We start from the raw sequence: 23,214 nt of genomic DNA on the forward strand, positions 1-23,214 counted from the left end.
CCCTCTCAGTCGTCGGCGCTGACGAGGGGGCCGTCGCGCTCCTCCCACTCGGTGAGGCTCCCCTCGTAGAACGCGACGTTCTCGTAGCCGAGGTACCGGAGGACGACGTACGTGTGGCTGATCCGCCGGGCGGTGTTGCAGTAGAGGACAATCGGCCGCCCGCGTTCGATGCCGTTCGATTCGAGGGTCGCTTCGAGCTCCTCGCGGGGTTTCAGCCCCCGCGTCTCGTCGTCCACGAGTTCGCGCCAGTCGAGATTCACCGCGCCGGGGAGGTGCGCCTCGTCGTACTCCCACTCCTCGCGCGTGTCCACGACGACGGTGTCCTCGTCGTCGAGGGCGTCCGAGACGAACTCGTAATCGACCAACGGGGTGGATTCGGGCTCTCTGACAACGTACTCCGTCTCCGTCACCTCGGTTCCGTCGCTCGTCGTCTCGCGTTCGCGGTTCCACGAACTGTAGTCGCCGTCGAGGAGGTGCAGACGCTCGGGCGGGTGCCCGTACAGTTCCGCGGTGACGAGAAAGCGCGCGGCGAAGACCCCGTGGGTGTCGTCGTAGGCGACGATATCGCCGTCCGCCTCCACGCCCGCCTCGCTCAGTAGCTCCTCCCACGTCTCCGCGCCCGGGAGCATCCCCTCGTCGCCCTCCGGACTCCGGAAGGAGTCGAACGGCACGTTCACCGCGCCGGGGACGTGCCCGATGCCGTCGAACTCCCACGCGTCGCGCACGTCTATCACCCGAACCTCGTCCAGTCGTTCGTCGAGCCACTCGGGGGACACGACGACGTTCTCGCTCATACCGTCCCGTTGCCGCGCCGCCTCCTTAGACTCGCCCGTTCGGGACGACGTGGCCAACTGTCAGAGAAAGTCGATGATATTGCCGGTAGTTGGGGACCTGTTCGTCCCTGTGACTGTTCCGCGGTCACTCCGTGCCACCAGCGACGAATAAATCGGCAATAAGTTCCTGTTGGCACGATGGTGGGCAGTACACGCCGTGGCTGTGGGGATTAAGCCAATCGAGTACGTAGGCGTGTACGTATGACAGACGACGGCTACGCGAAGGACGTTCTCGTCTCGGCGGACTGGGTCGAGGAGCACCTCGACGAGTTCCAGAGCGACGACCCCGAGTATCGCCTCGTAGAAGTCGACGTGGACACGGAGGCGTACGACGAGGGTCACGCTCCCGGCGCGGTCGGCTTCAACTGGGAGACGCAACTGCAGGACCAGACCACCCGCGACATCCTCTCGAAGGACGACTTCGAGGAACTCCTCGGTTCTCACGGCATCTCCGAGGACTCGACGGTGGTCCTCTACGGCGACAACTCGAACTGGTTCGCCGCTTACACGTACTGGCAGTTCAAGTACTACGGCCACGACGACGTGAAGCTCCTCGACGGGGGCCGCGACTACTGGGTCGAGAACGACTACCCCCTCACGGACGAGGGACCCGACTTCGACTCCGTCGATTACACGGCGAAGGGTCCCTTCGAGGGCATCCGCGCCTACCGCGACGACGTCGAGAACGCGGTGAACAAGGGCCTGCCCCTCGTGGACGTTCGTTCGCCCGAGGAGTTCTCCGGCGAGATCCTCGCGCCCCCGGGACTGCAGGAGACGGCCCAGCGCGGCGGCCACATCCCCGGCGCGAGCAACATCTCGTGGGCCGCGACGGTCAACGACGACGGCACGTTCAAATCGCCCGAGGAACTCCGTGAACTGTACGCCGACCAGGGCATCGACGGCGACGAGACGACCGTCGCGTACTGCCGCATCGGCGAACGCTCCTCCATCGCGTGGTTCGCGCTTCACGAACTGCTCGGCTACGAGAACACCGTCAACTACGACGGTTCCTGGACCGAGTGGGGCAACCTCGTCGGCGCGCCCATCGAACAGGGCTCCGGCGACGAGTAACCGACGCCGAAGCGCACTTCGACTCTCTCCGTTTTTACACAGATGGTTCCGCCGCACCCGGAGCGTCGGCGCTCGCTCCCCCGATAGTTCCGTCTCTCGACGGTTCCGCCCCCCGAGTACCCTCTCTTCGACTTCGCCCGGAGAGACCGCAGACCGAAGAACAGTAGATTTCGCTTACGCGCGGGTGAGCGTCACTCGACCGTCACTGTGGATACAGACGTCGTACCCGTGGTACTGGAACTGAACCTCCCCGGCGAACCCCAGTCCGTCTCCGGCCCCCGACTCGAAGAGCGAGTCTAACGCGTCCGGGTCGACGGCGGAGTAGAGGGGACGCAGGGCCGTCGGTTCGACGCCCTCCGCGTCGGCGACCGTCCTCACGACGGTGAGACTGAGGGGTTCGTCCTGACCGAGAGAATACGTACTACCGTCGCGCGTGCACTGACTCATTCACTCTACTCGAAGGCCGCTTCCGGAATAGCGCTTACAGCTAGATGGAAAGCCACCCCGAAATGTGGGGGCTATCTATCTAGACTAGCGGCGTTCGGACCCGAGAAAGCGGCGAAAAGTCGTCCGTCGAGCGTCGTCGCGGTACTCTCACTGCGTCGGGAGACCGGATAAGACGTTCGGGTGCGACCCGCCGACCGGAATCAGGCCTGTATCAGTCCCTCTTCGAAGAGTTGACGGTACAGTTTGCGCTGGGCCGCGCGGAGGTGCGTGTTCAGCGTCGGTTGCGAGATGTCGAGCGACGAGGCGATTTCGGTGCCGGTGCGGGTGCGCGGTTTCTCGAAGTAGCCGCTGAAGTAGGCCGTCTGAAGCACCTCCAACTGCCGGGGGGTGAGCTCTTCGACCACCTCGGACTGGAACTCCGCGGACGTGCGCTGGACCTGTCGGCGGGTGTGTTGGGCGTGCAGCGTCGAGTTCGGGTACCTCGTCCGGAACATCTCCACGAACTCCCTGACCGCGGCGTCCGACGCCAGCGCCACCGTCACCTTCGCGTCCCCGTCCGTGGCGTCGAGGCGACGGAGCCTCCCCCCGTGTTGGACGACGGTTCCGGCGAGGGAGTCCTCGGTGAGGGTGACGTCCACCAGACACACCCGTTCGTCGCCCTCGGTGAACTCCGAGACGACGGTGAGGTCGGTGGTGGGGAAGTTCGGCGCGAACGTGCGAATCTCCTCGGCCGTCGTCCCGCGCGTGGAGAAGAACGCGCGGAGGCCGCCGTCGCTCCGGGCGACGAGGTTCTCCAGCGACAGCGTGCAGTCCGCCTGCTCGACGAACTCCGTGACCCCACAGCCGATGTCCTCGACCGTGAACTCGAGCTCCGTCACCTCGTCGGTCACCAACGCCTTCTTGCTCTCGACGGCGTTGATGGCGTAGGCGATGGTGTCGCTCAGTTCGGTCAGCACCGCCCGCTCTAAGGAGTCGAACACGCCCGGTTGGCCCGCGTACACGGTGAGGATGCCGTAGAGCGTGTCCTTGTAGGCCAACGGCAGCGCGATGCAGGCGTGGTAGCCCCGGTTGAGCGCCGACTGCCGCCACGGCGCGAACGACTTGTCGCTCAGGATATCGTTGACGACCTGCGGGTCGCGCGTCTCGACGGCCCGCCCCGCCGGCCCGCGCCCTTCAGGAGTGTCGTCGGCGGTTATCCGTTGGTCCTCGAGGTACCCGTTCTCGTCGCCCGCCCACGTGCGCGGTTCGATCACGTCGCTCATCGTGTTGTGCTCGCCGACCCACGCGAGTTCGTAGGGGCCGACGTCGGCCAACTGCTCGCAGACGACTTCCTCTATCTCCTCGCGGGTCGAAGACTGGACCAGCGCTCGGTCGATGTTCCGGATGGTCGTGTTGATGCGGTTGAGACGCTCCAGCGTCTCGTTTTGGTCCTCCAGCGTCTCCTCGCGCTCGTGCAACAGTTGCTCGCGGTCGGCGCGGGTGCAGGCCGACTCGATCGTCGCGGCCGTCGTCTCCACGAAGTCGCGTTCCAGCGAGTCGAACTTCTCGGGGGAGGCCGTCGCGGTGAGGAACACGCCCTGTCGGTCGAGCGGGACGGCCAGAACCTGCGTCAGGTCGTTCGCCGGCAGGCCGTCGTCGCCGACGTCTATCGTGCGCATCTCGCCGGCGACGAACGCCTCCCACACCGGGCCGGAGGCGGCGTCACACAGCGTCGCTGTCGGCAGTTCGTCCTCCGCGCGCGGCGTCTGCGCCGCGGGCGAGAGCCGACCGCTCTCCCCGTCGTACAGCGCCACCGCCGACAGCGGAAGGCGGAGCGACTCGTCGACGTGTTCGACGGTCGTCTCCGCTATCTCCGACACCGTCTCGGCGTTCATCAGGTCGCGGCTCATCTCGTTGAGGGCGGCCAACTGCTCCTCCCGCCGTCGCTGTTCCAGTTCGTAGCTGACCCACTGCCCCATCAGCTCTAAGAACGTCCGTTCGGCGTCGGTGAACGGTTCGTCGCGCGTCGACGTGTCGCAGAACGCGAGCGTCCCGTACAGCTCGTTTCCGGTGGTGACTTTGACGCCGAAGTACGACTCGAAACCCAACTCCCGGTACACCGGGTCGTCGTCCCAGCCGAGTTCCCGCACGTCGGGCGCGCCCACCGGCCCGTCTGCCTCGACGACTCTCCGACAGAACTGCCCGGGCTTCGGTTCGACCCCGGACGCGCCCGGTTTCAGTCCCCCGTCGGCGGGCCCGACCGTCGCCTCTATCTCGGCGCGGCCGTCGGCGTAGTGGCCGAAGAGCCCGTGTTCGAGTCCGAACCGCTCGCGGCCCAACTCCAGCAGGCGCTCTATCTTCTCCTCGAACGGCTGGTCGGGGTTCGACGTTATCTCGTACAGTTTCCGCTGGTAGCGTTCGCGCTCCTTCCGTTCGAGCTCGTAGCTGACCCACTGGCTCATCAGCTCGAGGAAGGTGTACTCCGACCGCGTGAACGACTGCCCGCGCAACGATTTGGCCCCGAAGCAGAGCGTCCCGTACTGCTTGCCGCCGACCACGAGCGACGTTCCGATGTAGGATTCGAGACCGTACGTGTCGTAAGCGGGGTCGCCCTTCCACCCCTCGTCGGCGGCGTCGAGGACGCTCACCGGCCCCTCCGACTCCAGTACGCGCTGACAGTACGACACGGAGAGGTCGCCGACCGCCCCCGGCCGAATCTTCTCGTGCGCGCCGACGGCTTCGACCACCTCGAACTCGTCGGTGTCCTCGTCGGTGAGGGCGAAGTAGCCGATTTCGAGGTCGAACCACGCCCGGCCGAGTTCGAGCAGTCGTTCGACTTTCGCTCCGAACGACAGCGACGGGTCCGCGGTGGCGTCGTACATCCCCCGCAGGAACCGCTCGCGGCTCTGCAGCGCGACTTTGGTCTCGGTGCGGTCCAACAGCGTCCCTATCATCCGCTCGACTTCTCGATCCGCGTCGTCGGAGTCGAAGAAGTCCTCCGGGGGGACGTGATAGAAGTTGTGACAGACCGTCCCGTCGTAGATGAGGTGGGGGTGCGTCCGAATGATGTCCCGGACGGTCTCCGGCGGGAACGAGGTGCGGTCGTACTGACAGAGCGCGATGCAGTCCTCGTCGTCGAAGAGATCGTTCACCTTCGACTCGTACTCCATGAACGTCTCGAACGCCGTCTCGCCGTCGGCGAGCCACGATATCTCGGCGGATATCCGAAGCGCCGGGTACTCCGCCGTCGCCTCGTCGATCATCTCGCCGTAGAACGCCACCATCTCGTCGGGCTCGAACGTCCCGTTCCGGAGGTACGTCTCCTCGACGGTGTGGAACGTCAGCTGTCCCGATTCGACGGCCGCGTCCGCGTCGATTCCCGCCCCGCGCATGGCCGCGAGCATCTCCGCCTCGGAGCTCTCGTCGATGACGCACATGCACCGCTCGCCGCGTTCGATTCCGTGGCGGAGGTACGGGACCACGGCGGCGTACTGCTCGGCTTTGCTCTCGTAGATGAGCGCGAGGTGGTCGTTGCAGTACTGGCCTTCGAACGGTTCGACGGGTCCGCGGAACTCGGGACTCGACTGAAGCGCTTCGATACCGCTTCCGAGGTCCAGTCGTTCCTGCGAACTACGGGGTAGGGGTGTCATGCTCATGTGTGTCGGGCAGTCGCGGTGGGGAGGAGGGCGTCGTCGTTCCGGGGAGAGACGACCGCGGTGGTTCGACGTCCGGGCGTAAGGGGACGTGGGAGGACGGCGGCATCGAGTTCATTCGGGGCCAGACGCAGATAAGGGCAACGAGCCCGTGACAGCCCGTCTCAATCCCGTTCGAGGGGTTCGCTTCGGATCCGACGCCCGCGCCGCCTCGCCCCCGCCGCGTTCCCCCATGTCGATGGTTACAAAGCCCGATACGCCGTACGACGGGGTATGAACGGTCAGGACCTCGCCGACGAACTCCGCGACGACCACGAGACGCCTTTCTCCCGACTCGGCTCCTCGAAGGCGCTGTACGCCCTCACCGGGGGCGAGATGGACGCCGGCCCCGTCCGCGCCGCCGCCGCGGACGATGCGCTCTCCCTCGCGTCGGTCCTCGACGACTGGGCGGCGGACGAGGACGACGACGAGGCCGCCTCGCTCTACGAGGAACTCGCGGAGACGGCCCGCGACCACGCCGAGTCGGTCGCCCCCGACGACCATGAACGCGGCGAGACGCCCGAGACGGACGCTCGACTCGCCGAGTTCGAGGACACCCTCCCCCGCCTCGGCGGCCTCCTCGCGCGCTACCTCGTCGCGCAGAAACACGTCGAGCAGATGGTCGGCTTCTTCGTCGGCGACGCCGACCCCCGGACCGCCTCGGACTTCCGCGACCTGCGCGGCGACGTCGAGGACGCCCGCGACCGAGTCGCGGCGGCGTTAGACGAGACGTGCGAGGGCGACGACGACTGGGACATCGCCCGCGACGCCGCCGACGCCGTCGTCGACGGCGCGTACGACGAGTACGTGGAGACGCTGGAGTCGATGGGCGTGAAACCGAAGAACGTCTGCTAGCCACCTTTTCGCGTCGTCGGGTGCGCCTCTGGCACACCGCTCCTCGCAAAAAAGCTGGACCAAAAGCCGCCGGTCGCTCACTCCGTTCGCTCCCGGTACGGCTCGGTGTCCGCCACCGCAACGCCTCTGCTCCGTTCTCACTCGGTGCGAACAGTTCTCAATCTCCACCTGAAACGGAGGGGTTTCGGGGGAGAGAACGTCTGACGATCGTCGGACGCGGATCAGACTCCCGAGACGCCGGACCGGTACTCCTTCACGTGGTCGTACGCCGACTCCACGCGTTCTTTCACTTCTCCGTCCGTCTCCTCGGCGATCTCGGTGAGTGCGTTCATGTGCCGGGCGAGTCGGCCGTGGTCCGGGCCGCGTTCGGCGGCGGCGAGGTCGGCCAACTGGTTCGACTGATCGTAGAGGCGCGACTGGAGGTCGCCGGACGCCGCCTCGGCGGCCGCCCGGAGTTCGTCGCTCGCGGTCTGGAGTTCTTCGTGCGCCATGCGTCGTCGTTTCCCTCCCCATCGCAAAATAGTTCCTCCGACGGCCGGGTTTGCGGACGCCTGCGACGGGTCGCCCTCGGACTCGTCCCCCGCCGAAACCCGGTGACCGTCCCCCTCAAGTACGTCGGACACGTACCCGCGAGCAATGAGCGACACGTCCGGTTCGGAGAAGGGACCGCTCTCTCCCGACCGCCCGGCGGCGGACCGCGACTTCCGCGTGGACGCCCCGTTCGACCCCGCCGGTGACCAACCGGAGGCCATAGAGAAGCTAGCTCGCGGCTACGAACAGGGGATGGACACCCAGACGCTCCTCGGCGTCACCGGGTCCGGCAAGACCAACACCGTCTCGTGGCTGATAGAGGAGATTCAGAAGCCGACGCTCGTCATCGCCCACAACAAGACGCTCGCCGCCCAACTGTACGAGGAGTTCCGGAACCTCTTCCCCGACAACGCGGTGGAGTACTTCGTCTCCTACTACGACTACTACCAACCCGAGGCGTACATGGAGCAGACGGACACTTACATCGACAAGGACATGTCGATAAACGAGGAGATAGACCGCCTGCGGCACTCGGCGACGCGTTCGCTCCTCACCCGCGACGACGTCATCGTCGTCGCCTCCGTCTCCGCCATCTACGGCCTCGGCGACCCGAAGAACTACACCGACATGGCCCTTCGCCTCGAAGTCGGCGACCACATCGACCGGGACGAACTGCTGGGCCGACTCGTGGACCTCAACTACGAGCGAAACGACGTGGACTTCCAGCAGGGGACGTTCCGCGTCCGCGGCGACACCGTCGAGGTGTTCCCGATGTACGGTCGCTACGCCGTCCGCATCGAGTTCTGGGGCGACGGGATAGACCGCATGATGAAGCTCGACCCCCTGCAGGGGGAGGTGGTGTCGAACGAACCCGCCGTCCTCGTCCACCCGGCGGAGCACTACTCCATCCCCGAGGACAAGTTGGAACAGGCCATCTCGGAGATAGAGGAACTGAAGGAGCAACGCGTCCGCTACTTCGAGCGACAGGGTGACCTCGTGGCCGCCCAGCGAATCGAGGAGCGAACCACCTTCGACATCGAGATGCTCAGGGAGACGGGCTACTGTTCGGGCATCGAGAACTACTCCGTCCACATGTCCGACCGCGACTCGGGCGACCCGCCGTACACCCTGCTGGATTACTTCCCCGACGACTTCCTCACCGTCGTCGACGAGTCCCACCAGACGCTCCCCCAGATCAAGGGCCAGTTCGCGGGCGACAAATCGCGGAAGGACTCCCTCGTGGAGAACGGCTTCCGCCTGCCGACGGCGTACGACAACCGCCCGCTGACGTTCGAGGAGTTCGAGGAGAAGACGGCGAAGAAACTGTTCGTGAGTGCGACGCCCGGCGACTACGAACGCGAACAGTCCGAGCAGATTGCGGAGCAGATCGTCCGCCCGACGCACCTCGTGGACCCGAAGGTCGAAGTCGAGGACGCCACCGGCCAGGTGGACGACCTGATGGCCCGCATCGACGAGCGAATCGAACGCGACGAGCGAACCCTCGTCACCACCCTCACGAAGCGGATGGCCGAGGACCTCACCGAGTACCTTGAGGAGTCGGGCGTCTCCGTCGCCTACATGCACGACGAGACGGACACGCTCGAACGGCACGAACTCATCCGCGACCTGCGCCTCGGCAACATCGACGTGCTGGTCGGCATCAACCTCCTCCGGGAGGGTCTCGACATCCCCGAGGTGTCTCTGGTCGCCATCCTCGACGCCGACCAGGAGGGCTTCCTCCGGTCGGAGACGACGCTGATTCAGACGATGGGTCGCGCCGCCCGCAACGTCGAGGGCGAGGTGATCCTGTACGCCGACGAGCGCACCGATTCGATGGAGAACGCCATCGAGGAGACGCAACGCCGCCGCGAGATTCAACAGGAGTTCAACGAGGAACACGGCTACGAACCGACGACCATCCAGAAGGCCGTCGGCGAGGCGAACCTCCCCGGCAGCAAGACGGACACCTCGAAGGCGACGGGCGACGCCCCCGAAGACGAGGAGGAAGCGAGAGAACAGGTCGCCTACCTCCAAGACCGGATGCAGGAGGCCGCCGACAACCTCGAATTCGAACTCGCCGCCGACATCCGCGACAGGATCCGGAAACTGCGCGAGGAGTTCGACTTAGACGAGGAGGAGGGAGTTGCCCCCGAGAGCGACGCCGCCGACGGACTCGCGCCGCCGGACGAGTTCTGACCGTGGTCACCTTCGCCGCCGGCGGGTTGCTCCGCCGGGCGGACGGCCGCCTCTGTCTCGTCCACCGACCCCGGTACGACGACTGGGTGCTCCCGAAGGGGCGGGTCGAACCGGGCGAGTCGCTGGTCGAGGCGGCCGTCCGGGAGGTGTGCGAGGAGACGCAGTGTTCGGTCGAGTGCGGCCCGTTCGCCGGCCGCTATCAGTACGACGCCGGCGAACAGGGACCGAAGGGCGTCTTCGTCTGGCGGATGTCGCTGGTCAAGGCGCACCGCTTCACCCCCGGCGAGGAGGTAGACGACCGGACGTGGCTCTCGCCGTCGTCGTCGGCTGACTGTCTCACCTACGAGAACGAACGGTCGCTCGTTAGGCGAACGCTCTCCGAGTGACTCGCGGTCGTTCCCGCCCGAAGTACTGACTCTCTCTCGAAGCGGAGCGTCGCCGTAGAGCCTTGAGGATCCGCCGCGTTGCTCCCGACATGGACGCCTCCGCTCCCACGACCGACTCCCGGACGGTACTCGTCGCGTACGCCACGAGCGAAGGACAGACGCGGGCGGTCGCAGAGCGAATCGCCGTCGTCGCCGACCGGCGCGGCGCGGAGACGACGCTCGTGAACCTCGACTCCCCGCACGCGGAGATGGACCCCGCGTCGTTCGACGCCGTCTTCGTCGGCGGGTCGGTACACGGCGGATCCCACCAGAAATCCGTCTCCGAGTTCGTCGGGAACTATCGGGCCGCGCTTCGGTCGGTCCCCACGGGGTTCTTCTCGGTGAGTCTCTCGGCGGCCAGCGACGACCCGGAGATTCGAGAGAAGGCCGAGGAGTACGTCGAACGGTTCACCGCCGACGCGCGGTGGTCGCCCGACCGAACGGCGACGGTCGGCGGCGCGTTGAAGTACAGCGAGTACGGCTTCCTCAAGCGGTTCGTCATGCGGAAGATCGTCTCGAAGATGGGCGGCGACGCGGACCCGCGGCGGGACTACGAGTACACCGACTGGGCCACCGTCGAACGGTTCGCAGAGGAGGTGTTGGACCTCGCGGCCGTCTCGTCGGTGTCGCGGACCGGCGCGCGCGAGTGAGTCAGCGCTCCTCGTACTCGCTCTCCGTGGCGGCCGACCGCCCGGCGATGTTCTCGTCGCCGTTACCGAGTTCGCCGTTCGTCCCCGCCAGTATCTCCTCGACGTCGTTCAGTCCGAGGAGTTCCTGCGTCTCGGCGTCGAAGTCGCGGCTCTCTAACCCCGCCGACTCCTGGACGTCGCCGCCGGTGAGTTGCCGGCCGTAGCGGCCGAGAAGCGAGGTGAGTTCCTGCGGGAGGACGTACGTCGTCGAGGGCGACTCGCCGATGCGGGCGAGGCTCTCCATCCCTCGCTCGACGATGGCGCGTTCGCCCATCGACTCCGCGGACCGCGCGCGGAGGACCGTCGAGATGGCGTCGCCCTGCGCTTCGAGGATCTGGCTCTGCTTCTCCCCCTGCGCGCGGATGATGTTCGACTGCTTCTCCCCCTCCGCGCGTTCGACGGCGGAGCGACGCTCCCCCTGCGCTTCGAGAATCATCGCGCGGCGGCGGCGTTCGGCCCCCGCCTGCTGTTCCATCGCGCTCTGGACCTCCCGCGAGGGCTTCACCTCGCGGACTTCGACGCTCTCGACGCGGACGCCCCACTCGTCTGTGGGTTCGTCGAGTTCGATTCGGATCCTGCGGTTTATCTCCTCGCGCCGCGACAGCGTCTCGTCGAGCTCCATGTCGCCGATGACGGCCCGGAGCGTCGTCTGCGCGAGGTTCGACACCGCCCGCTCGTAGTTGTCCACTTCGAGGAACGCCCGCTTGGCGTCCATCACCCTGATGTAGACGACGGCGTCGGCGGTGACCGGCGAGTTGTCCTCCGTGATGGCCTCCTGCGGCGGCACGTCGAGCGTCTGCGTCCGCATGTCGAAGGCGTACGTTTTCGAGACGAACGGCGGGACGACGTTCAACCCCGGTTCGAGCAGTTCGCGGTACCGACCGAAGACGGTCAGCGCCCGACGCTCGTACGCTTGGACGAACTCGACGGCGCTGTAGAGGGTGGCGACGGCGAGCGCCAGAACCACTGCGCCGACCACGACTATCGGGTCGGGAGGGAGGACGAGGAGGGCGACGGCGACGGCGACGGCGGCGAGCAGACCGGTCACCAACCAGTCCGGCGGCCCGCGGGCCGAAAGCCGTCCCAGTGCGCGGAAGACGCTGGCCATAGAGAAACGTTATCGTCCAGCAACATTAAGCATGTCCCGTGGACGGCCGGACTCTCGGCGTTCGGTTCGCGTTCGTTCTCGTCCTGTCCGGCGTCGTCGTCTCCGCGGACGCGTCCCTCGACACCGGAACGGTCCGACCGAAGGCCCCGAAGACGTGGGACTCGCTGCCGGAGACGGGTGAGAGGAGGACGGCTACACCGTCGGCTGGCGGGGCCGGCCGGCCGACGCCGTCTCCGTCGCCGCCGTCTGTACGACCGCGCTTCCCCCCGACGCCGACCCCTCGGCCGTCGCCGTCGGGGTCGAACACCACGCCGCCGCCGCCGGGGGCTACCTGTTCGACTGACGTGTCCCGACGCGTTCTTCACACGTCGGGGTCACGTCTCCGACGTGTTCAGCCTGAACGTCCTCGCGCCGGGGAGCGTCGAACGACTCGCCGAGGACCTGTTTCCGCTCCTCTCTCCGTTCGAGAGGGTCCGCGAACGACACACGCTCGTCGTTAAGCGACTGGAGGGGGAGGACTCGCTTCCGCACGTCCGGGAACGCCTCCGCGACGCCCTCGCGGGGCGACCGCCGTTCGATGCGCGGACGGACGGCATCGACTTCTTCGAACGGCCCACCCGGGGCGAGGGGCCGGTCGTCTACCTCCGAATCGAGAGCTCCGGCCTCTACGACCTACATTACGACCTCTGCCGGGAGTTCGGCGTCGTCGAAGAGATGGAGGGCGACGACTACACGCCGCACGTGACGCTTGCCCGCGGCGGGCGGATAGCCGACGCCGAGGCGTTGGCCGCGAGGGAGATAGACGACGTGCGGTGGACGGTGAACGAACTCGCCGTCTGGGACGCCCGCTACCGCGAGGCGGCGGCGCGGTTGCCGCTTCGGCGTTAGTCGCGCGCCCGCAGTCGCATCCCCATCGGTTCCTCGGGGTGCATCGTCAGCGACCCGCGCAGGTCGAACGGTTCCTCGCGGACGTACTCCAGGTCGTACTGCTGTGCGACGGTGCCGAGTATCAACTGCGCTTCGAGCATCGAGAACTGCTTGCCGATGCAGTGGCGCGGTCCGCCGCCGAACGGGAAGTACGAGAAGCGCGGGCGCTTCGCGCGCCGTTCGGGGAGCCACCTGTCGGGGTCGAACGTTTCGGGCGAGTCGTACCACCGCGGCGACCGGTGGACGACCCACTGCGGGAGCATCACCGCCGACCCCGCGGGCACCCGATAGCCCCCGAGGCGCACGTCCACCTGCGGTTCGCGGAAGATGACGTACACCGGCGGGTAGAGGCGCATTGCCTCCTGTAACACCCGTTCGATGTAGTCGAACCGCCGCACGTCTGCCGTCGTCGGCGTCTCGCCGCCGCACACCGCTTCCAGTTCCGCGTGCACCTTCGCCTCCGCCTCGGGGTGCTGCGACAGCAGGTACCACGCGTACGTCAGGGTCAGCGCCGTCGTGTCGTGGCCCGCCAACAGCATCGTCATCATCTCGTCGCGGAGTTGCTCGTCGGTCTGTTCGCCCCGCTTCTGCGCCCGCAGGAGGACCGACAGGAGGTCCATCGGCGGCCCCTCCTCTCCGCCCGCCGGGGCGGGTGCCGCGGACGGGTCGCCTTCGGTCCCCTTCCGCCCGGCCACTATCTCGTCGATGATGCCTTCGAGAACCCGCAGGGACCGCTTGTACTCGCGGTTCTCCCTCGTCGGGGCCCAGTCGGGGACGAGAAAGCGGAACGGGTCGGGTTCGAAGCGCTTGCCCAACGGTTCGAGGTTCTCCTGGACCGCCCGCGTCCGGTCGTCGTCGATGCTCGTCCCGAACATCGCGTCGACGATAATCTTCACCGTGACGCGCGCCATCTCCAACTGCACGTCGCGCACGTCGCCGTCCTCCCACTCCTCGACCATCGCCGTCGCGTGGTCGGTCATCACGCCCGACAGCGACGCGATGCGCCGCGGGTCGAACGCCGGCTTGGCGAGTTCGCGCTGTCTGCGCCACGTCTCGCCCTCGCTCAAGAGCAGACCGTCTCCGAGGAGCGTTCCGATGGCGTCGTCTTGGAAGTCCGGCTTGTGGAACTTCGCGTCCTCGGTCACCAACACTCGCTCGATATCGGCGGGGTTGGTGAGCATGTAGGTGTCGATGGGTCCGAGTCCGAAGTGTATCACGTCGCCGTACGCCTCGGCCACGCTCGTCAGGAAGGTGAAGGGGTCCCTCGCGTAGTGGCGACTGCTGCCGAACACCGGCACGCCCTTCGGCCCGGGAGGCTGGGTGCTCATCGTGTCCGTGTTGGGCCGAACGCGTATCAGCCGTTCGAAATGGTAGTAGTTAGCACTCGACACCCCTCCCGACGCGGCTCGGTGTCAGGGCGTCGGCGGCGCGCCGTCGTAGGCGTCGTGGTCGGCGTAGAAGTTCAGCATCGCGAACTTGAGTTTCTCCGGCGCGACGTCCACCAGTTCCGCGCGCTCCTCCGGCGGGAACGTCGAACGGACGCCGTACTTGCCCATCTCGGAACTCGCCCGCGTGTAGCGCTTGTCCGCGACGACGCGCACGCCGAAGTCCTCCGGCGACCGGATGACGCGCCCGAGGGCCTGCCGGGTCTTCCGGATCGTCGGAATCTCGACGGCGTAGCGCCACCCCGCCTTCCGCCTGTCGCCGTACGCCCTGTCGTAGGCGTCCTGTATCGCCTCCATCCGTTCCGAGAGGTGGGGGTAGGGGACGCCGACGACGACGACGGTTCGCGCGTCGTCGCCGTCGAAACTCACGCCCTCCGCGAGCGTTCCCCACAGGGAGGTGAGGAGGACCGCCCCGTCGCGCGCGACGAACTTCTGCCGCAGTTCCTCGGTGGGCGTGCCCGCCTCGTCTAAGAGGAGCCTATCGGTCACGTCCGTGCGTTCCGTGAGCCGTTCGTGGTAGCGTTCGGCCTCCGAGTACGACGGGAAGAACACGAGCGTGTTCCCCGGCGTGAACCGGGAGGCGTCCGCGAGAACGTCCGTCAGCCTCTCCTGCGTCCGCGGTTCCTCCCGTTCGCTCTTGAACAGGGCGGGCGTCTCGACGGCCAGCGTCCGGCGGTTCTCCTCGGGGTACTCCAACCCGTAGGCCATCGTCTTCGGATCCGAGAGGCCGAGAACGTCCTCCGCCACGTCGAACGGGCGGAGCGTCGCGCTCATCAGGATGCTCGCGTGCACCTCCTCGAACAGCGTCTCGGTCACCTCGCGGGGGATGCAGGTGTACAGTTCCGCCCGGCCGTATATCTCCTCGGTGCCGCCGTCGCGCCGGACCGAACACATCGGGTGCTGGCCGAGTTTCGCGCCGTCGGCCATCCACGTCGCGACGAACTCCGCGGCCTGCAGCGTCTGGCACTCCTTTCGGGTCGTCGTCTCGCCGTCCTTGTACGCCTCCTCGTACTCCCTGTCGAGGCGCTTGCCCAACTGGAGGGCGAGGTCCACCTCCGCGTCGATGCCGCGGCCCTCGTAGCGGTCGAGGAACGTCAGCGTCAACTCGTCGCGTCTGTCGCGGTTGGCGATAGAGAGGTCGTGCCAGTCGTCGCCGACCTGTTCGCGTTCGCCGAAGCCGAGGGCGTCGTCGTACGTCTCCCGAAGCGCACCGAGGAACGCCGAGAGGACGTTCCGCGCCGACTCGGTGCGGGAGTCGTCGGCGTCTTCGAGTTCGCTCAGCGCCTGTTCGAGCGTGTTCTCGGTGAGGCTCCGACTCGCGTGGTCGCGGGCGGCCGACTCGATGTTGTGCGCCTCGTCGAAGACGGTGATGACGTCCTCGGGGTCACGGTTCAACCACCGGAAGAACTGCTCGCGGATGTTCGGGTCCAAGAGGTGGTGGTAGTTGCAGACGACCAAGTCCACCTCCTCCATCCCCTCCTTCAGCAGTTCGTAGCCGCAGAGTTTCCGCTGGTCGGCGTACTCGTAGATGTCGTCGGGCGTCCGCACGTCGTCGAACAACCACTGGAAGAACTCGTCGGTGTTCTCGGTGAGGTTGTTGTGGTAGAACTCGCAGATGTTCCCCTCGCGGAGTGCTTCGAGTTCGTCCTCCAACTCGTCGAGTTCGTCCGTCACGGCGGTTCGGGCGTCGCCCGCGCCCCGTTCGCCCTCCCGCATCCGTTCGACGAGGGCGTTCGCCTGCTCCGATAGCTCCGCGCGGTCCTGTTCCTTCTCGACCAGACTGCGCGTCGTGTCGCGGAGCGTCTGACACTCCTGGTACTCCACGTCGATGTGACACATCGACGACTTCCCCTTGAAGACGACGGCGCGGATGGGTTCCTCGCGGGTGATGGCCCGCGCGTCCTCGACGAACTGGCGCATCTGCTGGTGGACGTTCGTCGTGATGACCACCGTCTTGTCCTCTCTTTGGGCGTACTCCAACGCCGGAACCAACGCCGAGAGCGTCTTGCCCGTCCCCGGCGCACCCTCGATGAGCACGTCTCGCTCCTCGTCTAGCGCCTCGGCGATGCTCGACATCGCCTCGCGCTGATTCGGATACGGCCGCTCGTACGGGAAGAACCGCATGTGCCCGCTCGTCTCTGCCACGTCCGTCCTTTGCCCGTCATCGGTTATAACGTCCCGGTTGGGGGAATACGATTCCGAGCCGGACTGTCATGTAATAGGGACAGTACGCGACGGAGCCAAAATCCCGAACAGGCGGACAGGCGTACCGGCGTGCGAATGCCGTTCTCCCTCGCCGCGTTCCCGCCCGTCGCACAGGGCGGCCTGATTCCGCCGTACGCGGAGGAACTGCTCCGGTCGTACGGAATGCTCGTCGGACGCGTCGCCGCCTTCGTCCTCGCGTTGCTCCTCGTGTGGTCGCTCGGCCGACTGCTCGTCGTCCCGTTGGTGGGGCGACTGGTGCGAGAGCGCGGGTTCGACGCGACGGTGCAGAGCCTCTCGACGGACGTGACGCACGCGCTCGTCTTCGTCCTCGCGTTGGCGCTCGCGTTCACCGTCGCCGGGTTCGGCAGCGTCATCGCCGCGTTCGGCACCGTCGCCGGTGCGCTCTCTCTGGCCCTCGGGTTCGCCGCGCAGGATCTGTTGAGCAACTTCGTCGCGGGCGTGTTCATCCTGAAGGACGAACCGTTCGAGGTGGGCGACTGGGTGGAGTGGAACGAACGGGCGGGCCGCGTCGAGGACATCGACCTGCGCGTCTCCCGCATCCGGACGTTCGACAACGAACGCGTCACCGTCCCTAACTCGGAACTCGCGGGCAACGCCGTGACGAACCCCGTCGCCTACGACACTCTCCGCCAACGCGTCACGTTCGGTATCGGCTACGACGAGGACGTCTCCCGCGTCCGCGCCGTCGTCCTTGAAGAGGCGGCGAAGAACGACGATATTCTGACCGACCCCGAACCGACCGTCATCGTCACCGAACTCGGCGACGCCGCCGTCGAACTCGAAGCCCGCTTCTGGATCGCGGACCCCTCACGGGCGAACTTCGAGGCGACGCGCTCCGATTTCGTCCAGTCCGTGAAGGAACGCCTCGGCGGCGAGGCCATCGAGGTGGCGTGAACTCCCTCCCTCGGCGTCGTTCTGCGCCGCAGGCGCACTCGAACTCTCCGCCGCGGCACGTTCCGCTCGATTGATATCGACGCCGTCGGAACCGGCTGACAGATGACGCCTTCCAATCCGCTCATCGACCCGGAAACCGGCGATATCGACTTAGAGCGACTGTACTACGAAGCGCGCCCCATCGCCGAACTGATGGTGCTTCTCGCCGGCGTGGCACTCGTCCCGTTCGCCGCCGCGTTCGCCGTCACCAGTTCGCTTATCGGGCCTCTGCTCGCGGTACTCGGCCAGTTCGTCCTCGCCGTCGGCGCGGGCGTCGTCCTCCTGTACGTCGTCTCTCGTGCGATTCAACTCGCCAGGGAGTCGAACCACGAGGACGCCGAGGAGTCGAACAGCGACGACGTCGAGGAGACGAACAGCGACGACGTCGAGGAGACGAACAACGACGACGTCGAGGAGACGAACAACGACGATGCTGACGAGTAGCGAGTCGCCTCAGTAGCCGAGTCCGAGAACTCTGTTCCCGGCGAGTAACCCGCCGGCGACGGCGAGAAGCGCCATCAGGAAGCCGAAGGAGACGGCCCACCCGAAGGCGTCCGCGAGGACGCCGACGACGACTGACCCCGACGCGGCGACGACCATGTACGTCGTCCGAATCAGGCCGAACCCGGAACTCTGCTCGGCCGCGGAGAGGTTGTCCATGAAGCGGGGGAACACTGCCGCGCCCCACCCCATCCCCAGTCCGAGCAGTCCGATGCCGGTCCACGTCCACGGCAGGCCGGGCCCGGCGACGAGGACGGCGAGGCCGGCGATGCTCGCGACCATGCACGTCCCCGCCGCCCCGTCGCGGCCGAACCGGTCCGCCGCGTCGCCGACGCCGACCTGTAGCACCCCCTGCGCGACGAAGTAGCCCGCGAACAGCGTTCCGGCGAGCGTCTGCGAGTAGCCGCGGTACTGGACGAAGAACGTCGGGAGGAAGGACGCCAACGCCTGCCACGTGAAGTCCGCGAGTGCGGCGACGACGCTCGTGAAGGCGATGCTCGGCCGGGAGAGCAGCGTCGTTATCGGCCCGAGGTCGAACCGCTCTCGCATCCGCTGGCCGGGTCGCCGCGGTTCGGTCGGGCGAATCCGCCACCAGAAGAGGGCGGCGACGGGCGCGGCGAGGGCCGCGACGAGTCCGACGGCCGTCCGCCACCCGTAGGCGACGGCGACCCACGTGACGGCGACGGGCGTCACCAGTCCCGCGAGGGGGCCGCCGGAGTTGTGCAGGCCGATGGCCTTCCCGATGTCGTCGTACGTCCGGGTGATGAGGGCGGTGGCGACGCTGTAGTGCAGGCCCGCCGCGGCCCCCAGCAGGACCGTCCCGAGGAGGAACACCGCGAATCCGGGTGCGACGGCTATCAGGAGCGTCGTGAGGCCCGTTCCGGCCACCGAGGCGAGGACGACGACGCGTTCGCCGAACCGGTCCGCGAGGACGCCGCTCGGAAACTGGACGAACGCGTACGCGACCCACATCGCCGTCAACGCACCGCCGATGAGGGAGTTCGAGATGTCCAACTCGGCGGCGATGTCGGGGATGAGGGGGCTTATCGCCAACCGACCGACCATCGTCACGAAGAACGCGACCGTACAGAGCGTCAGAACCGTCTCCTGGTATCTCCATCTCATCCGGTGAAACCCTGCTGAGACCGCACATCCGGCCTCTACCGCTCCGAACGCCCGCCGCCGGTTAAGAGACGACGAAAGGGGCCGGTACCGCCGGCTCCGTCCGCCCCCGAGTTACTCCAGCAACTCCACCAACAGCCCCTTCTGGGCGTGCAGGCGGTTCTCCGCTTGGTCCCACACGAGGGCGCGGTCGGATTCGAGAACGTCGTGGCTTATCTCCTCGCCGCGGTGGGCGGGCAGGCAGTGCATCACCTTCGCGTCCGTGCCGGAGAGGAGGTCCTCGTTCACCTGATACCCCTCGAACGCCTGCAGTTTCTCGTGGCGTTCGGACTCCTGTCCCATCGAAATCCACACGTCGGTGTAGACGACGTCGGCGTCAGAGACGGCCTCCTCCGGCGCGTCCACGATCGTCGGTTCGTGGCCCAACTCGGCGGCCTGTTCGACGCACTCGTCGGACATCCCGTAGTCGGGCGGCGTCGCCACCGTCAGGTCGAGGCCGGCCATCGCCGCGCCGACGACGAACGACTGGCCGACGTTGTTGCCGTCGCCGACCCACGCCGCCCGCACGCCGTCGAACCCGCCGAACTGTTCCTTGATGGTCAGGAGGTCCGCGAGCGTCTGGCAGGGGTGCGCGTCGTCGGTGAGGCCGTTGACGACGGGCACGTCGGCGTAGTCGGCTATCTCCACGAGGTCGTCGTGGGAGAACAGGCGCGCCATCACCACGTCCACGTACCGAGAGAGGACGCGCGAGGTATCCGAGAGGGGTTCGCCGTGACCCAGTTGGATGTCGTCGGGGCCGAGGAAGACGGCGTGGCCGCCGAGTTGGGTCATGCCCGTCTCGAAGGAGATTCGCGTCCGGGTGCTCGGCTTCTCGAACAGCATCCCCATCGTTCGCTCGGGGAGTCGAGCGTCGTCCGCGCCGCTCTTTATCGCCGCGGCGCGGTCGAGTATCGTCTGCAGTTCGTCGGTCGTGACGTCGTCGATGTCGAGGAAGTGGTCGGTTTCGAGCATCCGGATAGTCTCCAGTTAGTCGGTGAGCGTCTCGCAGACGTCCGTCAGCACCTCGATGGAACTGTCGTACTCCGCGAGGTCTACGTGTTCGTTCGGCGAGTGATCTAAGTCCGAGTCGCCGGGGCCGTACGTCGCCATGGGGCAGTCCCAGACGCCGGCGAAGATGTTCATGTCGCTGGTTCCGGTCTTCCGAAGCAGGCGGGGTTCGCCCTCCGCCTGCCGGACGGCGACGCGGAACGCCCGCGCCACCTCGGTTCGGGGACTCGTCATCACGGGCGGGATGGGCTTCTCCCAGTGGACGCTCCCGCGGGTGAGTTCGCCCTCGGCGACTTCGCGCACGTCGTCGATGGTGAGGCGCGGGGGGACGCGGAACTGCACGTCCACCGTCGCCTCCACCGCGAGGCCGTCCTCCGTGGGGCCGCCGTCGAACGTGACGGGCTTCGTCGTGACGGTGTCGAAGACGCCGTCGGACTCGTCCTCGTCGAAGAAGTCCGCGACGCGGGACCACCAGTTGACGGCCGACTGGATGGCGTTGTTCTCCGGCCGGGAGGAGTGGCCGAGTTCGCTCGTGGAGACGTACGTCCCCGAGAGGAACCCGCGGTAACCCAGCGTGATTCCGTCCCACCCGGAGGGTTCGCCGTTGACGACGGCGTCGGGTTCCGCGCGGTTCTCCGCGAGGTGCCACGCGCCGCGGGAGTCCGTCTCCTCGCCGACGACGCCGACGAAGGAGACGCCCGTCCGGACGGCGGCGACGGCCATCGCCGCGAGGGGGCCGGTCGCGTCCACGCTTCCGCGCCCCCAGAGGACGCCGTCCTCGACTTTCACGGGCACGTCGCCCGGCACGGTGTCGATGTGCGAGGTCAGGAGCACCGAGTCGTCGGCGGGCGCGCGCACGTTGCCCACCTCGTCTATCCACACCTCGCGGCCGTGTTCCTCGAAGTAGGCCTTCAGGCGTTCGGCGGCGGCCGCCTCGTCGCCCGACGGCGAGGGGATGGAGACGAGGTCCGCGAGCAGCGTCTGCGCCTCGGTCAGCCCCTCCGTCAGGCCTTCCTGCACGTCGAACGCGTCGTGGTCGAGTTCGGCGCTCATCTCAGCACCTCCGCGAACGACTCGACGAACCGGTCGGCGTGGGATTCGTCTATCGTCAACGGCGGGAGGAGGCGCACGACGGTCCGACCGGCGGGGAGCGCGAGAATCTGCTCCTTCAGCGCGAGGTTCTTCAGCACGCGGTTCGCGCCGCGCTTCACTTGGATGCCTATCATCAGGCCCTCGCCACGAACCTCCCGCACCGGCAGGTCCTCCTCCTCTGCGACGCGTTTTATCTCCGAGCGGAGGTACTCGCCCACCTCGGCGGCGTGGCCGGGCACGTCCTCCTCGACGATAGTGTCGAGCGTCGCGTTCGCCGCGGCGCAGACGACGGGGCCGCCGCTGAACGTCGACCCGTGGTTCCCGGGTTCTTCGGCTATCCAGTCTTTGACCATCGTCGCGCCGAGGGGGAGGCCGTTGGCGATGCCCTTCGCCGACGTTATCGCGTCGGGAACGACGCCGACCTGTTCGCACGCCCAGAGCGTGCCCGTCCGGCCGACGCCCGTCTGAATCTCGTCGAAGACGAGGGCCGCGCCGGCGTCTTCGGTCGCCTCGCGGGCGACTTCGAGGTACTCCGCCGTCGCGGGGTGGATGCCGCCCTCGCCCTGCACGGGTTCGAGGAACACGGCCGCCGTCTCCTCGTCCACGGCCCCGCGCAGTTCCGCGGCGTCGCCGTAGGTGACGAACTCCACGTCGCCCGCCAGCGGTTCGAACGACTCCTTGTACTCGTCCTTCCACGTCATCGCCAGAGAGCCCATCGTCCGGCCGTGGAACGCGCGCTTCGTGGCGATGATCTTCGAGCGTCCGGTCGCCGAGCGAGCGAACTTCATCGCCGCCTCGTTCGCTTCGGTGCCGGAGTTACAGAGCCAGACGTTCGAGAGGTCGCCCGGCGCGAGCGTCGCCAACTTCTCGTACAGTTCGGTCCGGGCGGCGACGGGGTACGACGCCTGCACGTACGTCAGTTTGGCCGCCTGCTCCCGTATCGCCTCGGTGACGGCGGGGTGGGAGTGGCCGAGGGCGGCGACGGCGTACGACGCGCCGAAGTCGAGGTACTCGGTGCCGTCGGGGCCGTACAGGTACGCGCCCTCGCCCGACTCGATTTCGATGGGCTTCTCCGAGAAGACGAAGCCGCTCATTCGGCGGTCACCTCCTCGTCCTCGCCCGTCTCGTCCAGCGCCGACTCGTACACGTGCGTCCCGCCGCCCGAGAGCGCTTCCACGATGGGGTCGCGGTTGTTCGCGTCGGCGACGATGACCTCCGTCGCGCCGCCGGAGAGCGCCTCCTTCGCGGCCATGACCTTCTTCGTCATGAACCCCTCCGCGGCGTCCTCCAACGCCTCGAACTCGGCGGCGGTCCTGACGGACTCGATGAGCGTCGAGTCGTCGTCGGGGTCCTCGTAGACGCCCGAGACGTCCGTGAGGACGACCAGTTGCGCGCCGAGTGCGCCCGCGACGGCCGCCGCGGCGCGGTCTGCGTCCGCGTTGACGGGAACGCCGTCGTCCGCGAGCATCGGGACGGTGACGACGGGGACGTAGCCGTCTCCGAGGAGCGTCGTCAGGAGCGACGCGTTCACGTCGGTTATCTTCCCCGAGTGGTCGCCGCGCTTTATCTTCTTCTTGCCGTCCTCGATAACGCGGACGGCGGACTTGCGGGGCCCCGTGAGGAGACCCCCGTCGACGCCCGAGAGGCCGAGGGCGTCCACGCCGGCCTCCCGCAGGGTGGCGACGATGTCCGTGTTGAGTTTCCCGGGCATCACCATCGAGAACACCTCCATCGTGCGCTCGTCGGTGAAGCGCCCGACCACGCCGCCCGGCGTCTCGACGTAGGTCGGTTCCTCGCCGAGTTCTTCGAGCGTCTCGTCTACGGCGGTCGAACCGCCGTGGACGACGACCACCTCGCGGCCGTTGGCGACGAGGTGCGCGACGTCCTGCACCGCGCCGGCCGGGTCCACGGCGCGCGCGCCGCCTATCTTCACGACGACCGGCGGGTCGTCGCTCGGCGGGTCCTCGCCGTGGTCGTCGATGACGGCCTCTCCGCCGTCGGCGAGCATCCGGTGCGTTTCCGAGTCGTTCGACTCGCGCGCTTCGCGTGCGTCGGTGGTGTCTGTGGTGTGCATCGTGTGCGTGGTCGGTCGGTA

General features: G+C 67.3%; 20 protein-coding genes. 8 read left to right on the forward strand and 12 right to left on the reverse strand.

Annotation, left to right across the window (positions count from 1 at the left end; all coding sequences use genetic code 11):
- Positions 1-5: 5 nt before the first annotated feature.
- Complete coding sequence (locus tag ACZ522_RS11315; RefSeq protein WP_379699509.1) at positions 6-794, reverse strand: sulfurtransferase; 789 nt, start codon at positions 792-794, stop codon at positions 6-8.
- 240 nt (positions 795-1,034) lie between these two features.
- Here ACZ522_RS11315 and ACZ522_RS11320 point away from each other — a divergent pair, with 240 nt between their 5' ends.
- Positions 1,035-1,904 carry a sulfurtransferase gene (locus tag ACZ522_RS11320; protein ID WP_379699507.1) on the forward strand — a complete coding sequence of 290 codons (870 nt, stop codon included), beginning with the start codon at positions 1,035-1,037 and terminating at the stop codon, positions 1,902-1,904.
- A gap of 174 nt (positions 1,905-2,078) precedes the next feature.
- Here the strand turns inward: ACZ522_RS11320 and ACZ522_RS11325 are convergent, their stop codons facing one another.
- A complete protein-coding gene (locus ACZ522_RS11325; protein ID WP_379699505.1) occupies positions 2,079-2,351 on the reverse strand; it encodes a HalOD1 output domain-containing protein in 273 nt (90 codons plus the stop codon).
- Between the two features lie 200 nt (positions 2,352-2,551).
- Positions 2,552-5,980 (reverse strand): MEDS domain-containing protein, encoded by a 3,429-nt coding sequence (locus tag ACZ522_RS11330; protein ID WP_379699502.1) that lies wholly within the window; start codon positions 5,978-5,980, stop codon positions 2,552-2,554.
- Positions 5,981-6,256: 276 nt separating this feature from the next.
- On the opposite strand from ACZ522_RS11330, the gene ACZ522_RS11335 reads away from it, so the two are divergent.
- Positions 6,257-6,877, forward strand: a complete 621-nt coding sequence (locus ACZ522_RS11335; RefSeq protein ID WP_379699500.1) for a transcription antitermination protein — start codon at positions 6,257-6,259, stop codon at positions 6,875-6,877.
- A 221-nt stretch (positions 6,878-7,098) separates the two neighbouring features.
- On the opposite strand, the gene ACZ522_RS11340 is transcribed toward ACZ522_RS11335, so the two are convergent.
- A complete protein-coding gene (locus ACZ522_RS11340; protein ID WP_379699498.1) occupies positions 7,099-7,368 on the reverse strand; it encodes a DUF7553 family protein in 270 nt (89 codons plus the stop codon).
- Between the two features lie 145 nt (positions 7,369-7,513).
- Between ACZ522_RS11340 and uvrB the strand changes: the two genes are divergently transcribed.
- The 3 genes from uvrB to ACZ522_RS11355 all read left to right on the forward strand — a co-directional run bounded on the left by uvrB (position 7,514) and on the right by ACZ522_RS11355 (position 10,679).
- A complete protein-coding gene (gene uvrB / locus ACZ522_RS11345; protein WP_379699496.1) occupies positions 7,514-9,604 on the forward strand; it encodes an excinuclease ABC subunit UvrB in 2,091 nt (696 codons plus the stop codon).
- 2 nt (positions 9,605-9,606) lie between these two features.
- Positions 9,607-9,990: an NUDIX hydrolase gene (locus ACZ522_RS11350; protein ID WP_379699494.1), complete on the forward strand. Its 384-nt coding sequence runs from the start codon at positions 9,607-9,609 to the stop codon at positions 9,988-9,990.
- An 89-nt stretch (positions 9,991-10,079) separates the two neighbouring features.
- A complete protein-coding gene (locus tag ACZ522_RS11355; RefSeq protein ID WP_379699491.1) occupies positions 10,080-10,679 on the forward strand; it encodes a flavodoxin domain-containing protein in 600 nt (199 codons plus the stop codon).
- Position 10,680: 1 nt separating this feature from the next.
- Here the strand turns inward: ACZ522_RS11355 and ACZ522_RS11360 are convergent, their stop codons facing one another.
- Complete coding sequence (locus ACZ522_RS11360; RefSeq protein WP_379699488.1) at positions 10,681-11,826, reverse strand: SPFH domain-containing protein; 1,146 nt, start codon at positions 11,824-11,826, stop codon at positions 10,681-10,683.
- Between the two features lie 387 nt (positions 11,827-12,213).
- Here ACZ522_RS11360 and ACZ522_RS11365 point away from each other — a divergent pair, with 387 nt between their 5' ends.
- Complete coding sequence (locus ACZ522_RS11365) at positions 12,214-12,714, forward strand: 2'-5' RNA ligase family protein (protein ID WP_379699485.1); 501 nt, start codon at positions 12,214-12,216, stop codon at positions 12,712-12,714.
- On the opposite strand, the gene ACZ522_RS11370 is transcribed toward ACZ522_RS11365, so the two are convergent.
- Together ACZ522_RS11370 and ACZ522_RS11375 are read right to left on the reverse strand one after the other, a co-directional pair.
- The gene (locus tag ACZ522_RS11370; RefSeq protein ID WP_379699483.1) at positions 12,711-14,081 is read right to left on the reverse strand and encodes a cytochrome P450; all 1,371 of its coding nucleotides are present in this window, start codon (positions 14,079-14,081) and stop codon (positions 12,711-12,713) included. The two genes, ACZ522_RS11365 and ACZ522_RS11370, sit on opposite strands and share 4 nt — an antisense overlap.
- A gap of 84 nt (positions 14,082-14,165) precedes the next feature.
- On the reverse strand, positions 14,166-16,322 hold the full coding sequence (locus ACZ522_RS11375; RefSeq protein WP_379699960.1) for an ATP-dependent DNA helicase: 2,157 nt from the start codon (positions 16,320-16,322) through the stop codon (positions 14,166-14,168).
- Positions 16,323-16,478: 156 nt separating this feature from the next.
- On the opposite strand from ACZ522_RS11375, the gene ACZ522_RS11380 reads away from it, so the two are divergent.
- Together ACZ522_RS11380 and ACZ522_RS11385 are read left to right on the forward strand one after the other, a co-directional pair.
- Complete coding sequence (locus ACZ522_RS11380) at positions 16,479-17,318, forward strand: mechanosensitive ion channel family protein (RefSeq protein WP_379699480.1); 840 nt, start codon at positions 16,479-16,481, stop codon at positions 17,316-17,318.
- Between the two features lie 102 nt (positions 17,319-17,420).
- On the forward strand, positions 17,421-17,801 hold the full coding sequence (locus ACZ522_RS11385; protein ID WP_379699478.1) for a hypothetical protein: 381 nt from the start codon (positions 17,421-17,423) through the stop codon (positions 17,799-17,801).
- Between the two features lie 9 nt (positions 17,802-17,810).
- Here ACZ522_RS11385 and ACZ522_RS11390 read toward each other — a convergent pair whose 3' ends face one another.
- The 5 genes from ACZ522_RS11390 to ACZ522_RS11410 form a co-directional block, all read right to left on the reverse strand.
- A complete protein-coding gene (locus ACZ522_RS11390; RefSeq protein ID WP_379699476.1) occupies positions 17,811-18,983 on the reverse strand; it encodes an MFS transporter in 1,173 nt (390 codons plus the stop codon).
- 111 nt (positions 18,984-19,094) lie between these two features.
- Positions 19,095-19,991: an ornithine carbamoyltransferase gene (gene argF, locus ACZ522_RS11395; protein WP_379699473.1), complete on the reverse strand. Its 897-nt coding sequence runs from the start codon at positions 19,989-19,991 to the stop codon at positions 19,095-19,097.
- Between the two features lie 15 nt (positions 19,992-20,006).
- Complete coding sequence (locus ACZ522_RS11400) at positions 20,007-21,080, reverse strand: [LysW]-lysine hydrolase (protein ID WP_379699469.1); 1,074 nt, start codon at positions 21,078-21,080, stop codon at positions 20,007-20,009.
- A complete protein-coding gene (locus ACZ522_RS11405; RefSeq protein ID WP_379699466.1) occupies positions 21,077-22,213 on the reverse strand; it encodes an aspartate aminotransferase family protein in 1,137 nt (378 codons plus the stop codon). The genes ACZ522_RS11400 and ACZ522_RS11405 overlap by 4 nt, the downstream gene beginning before the upstream one ends.
- A complete protein-coding gene (locus tag ACZ522_RS11410; protein ID WP_379699958.1) occupies positions 22,210-23,127 on the reverse strand; it encodes an acetylglutamate/acetylaminoadipate kinase in 918 nt (305 codons plus the stop codon). The genes ACZ522_RS11405 and ACZ522_RS11410 overlap by 4 nt, the downstream gene beginning before the upstream one ends.
- Positions 23,128-23,214: the final 87 nt, after the last annotated feature.

This window comes from Halopelagius fulvigenes, from assembly GCF_055398025.1.

Excerpts from the sequence above, each read along its gene's own strand:
- ACZ522_RS11315 (WP_379699509.1), bottom strand. The coding sequence starts at position 794 with ATGAGCGAGAACGTCGTCGTGTCCCCCGAGTGGCTCGACGAACGACTG.
- ACZ522_RS11320 (WP_379699507.1), top strand. The coding sequence starts at position 1,035 with ATGACAGACGACGGCTACGCGAAGGACGTTCTCGTCTCGGCGGACTGG.
- ACZ522_RS11325 (WP_379699505.1), bottom strand. The coding sequence starts at position 2,351 with ATGAGTCAGTGCACGCGCGACGGTAGTACGTATTCTCTCGGTCAGGAC.
- ACZ522_RS11330 (WP_379699502.1), bottom strand. The coding sequence starts at position 5,980 with ATGACACCCCTACCCCGTAGTTCGCAGGAACGACTGGACCTCGGAAGC.
- ACZ522_RS11335 (WP_379699500.1), top strand. The coding sequence starts at position 6,257 with ATGAACGGTCAGGACCTCGCCGACGAACTCCGCGACGACCACGAGACG.
- ACZ522_RS11340 (WP_379699498.1), bottom strand. The coding sequence starts at position 7,368 with ATGGCGCACGAAGAACTCCAGACCGCGAGCGACGAACTCCGGGCGGCC.
- uvrB (WP_379699496.1), top strand. The coding sequence starts at position 7,514 with ATGAGCGACACGTCCGGTTCGGAGAAGGGACCGCTCTCTCCCGACCGC.
- ACZ522_RS11355 (WP_379699491.1), top strand. The coding sequence starts at position 10,080 with ATGGACGCCTCCGCTCCCACGACCGACTCCCGGACGGTACTCGTCGCG.
- ACZ522_RS11360 (WP_379699488.1), bottom strand. The coding sequence starts at position 11,826 with ATGGCCAGCGTCTTCCGCGCACTGGGACGGCTTTCGGCCCGCGGGCCG.
- ACZ522_RS11370 (WP_379699483.1), bottom strand. The coding sequence starts at position 14,081 with ATGAGCACCCAGCCTCCCGGGCCGAAGGGCGTGCCGGTGTTCGGCAGC.
- ACZ522_RS11375 (WP_379699960.1), bottom strand. The coding sequence starts at position 16,322 with ATGCGGTTCTTCCCGTACGAGCGGCCGTATCCGAATCAGCGCGAGGCG.
- ACZ522_RS11380 (WP_379699480.1), top strand. The coding sequence starts at position 16,479 with ATGCCGTTCTCCCTCGCCGCGTTCCCGCCCGTCGCACAGGGCGGCCTG.
- ACZ522_RS11385 (WP_379699478.1), top strand. The coding sequence starts at position 17,421 with ATGACGCCTTCCAATCCGCTCATCGACCCGGAAACCGGCGATATCGAC.
- ACZ522_RS11390 (WP_379699476.1), bottom strand. The coding sequence starts at position 18,983 with ATGAGATGGAGATACCAGGAGACGGTTCTGACGCTCTGTACGGTCGCG.
- argF (WP_379699473.1), bottom strand. The coding sequence starts at position 19,991 with ATGCTCGAAACCGACCACTTCCTCGACATCGACGACGTCACGACCGAC.
- ACZ522_RS11400 (WP_379699469.1), bottom strand. The coding sequence starts at position 21,080 with ATGAGCGCCGAACTCGACCACGACGCGTTCGACGTGCAGGAAGGCCTG.
- ACZ522_RS11405 (WP_379699466.1), bottom strand. The coding sequence starts at position 22,213 with ATGAGCGGCTTCGTCTTCTCGGAGAAGCCCATCGAAATCGAGTCGGGC.
- ACZ522_RS11410 (WP_379699958.1), bottom strand. The coding sequence starts at position 23,127 with ATGCTCGCCGACGGCGGAGAGGCCGTCATCGACGACCACGGCGAGGAC.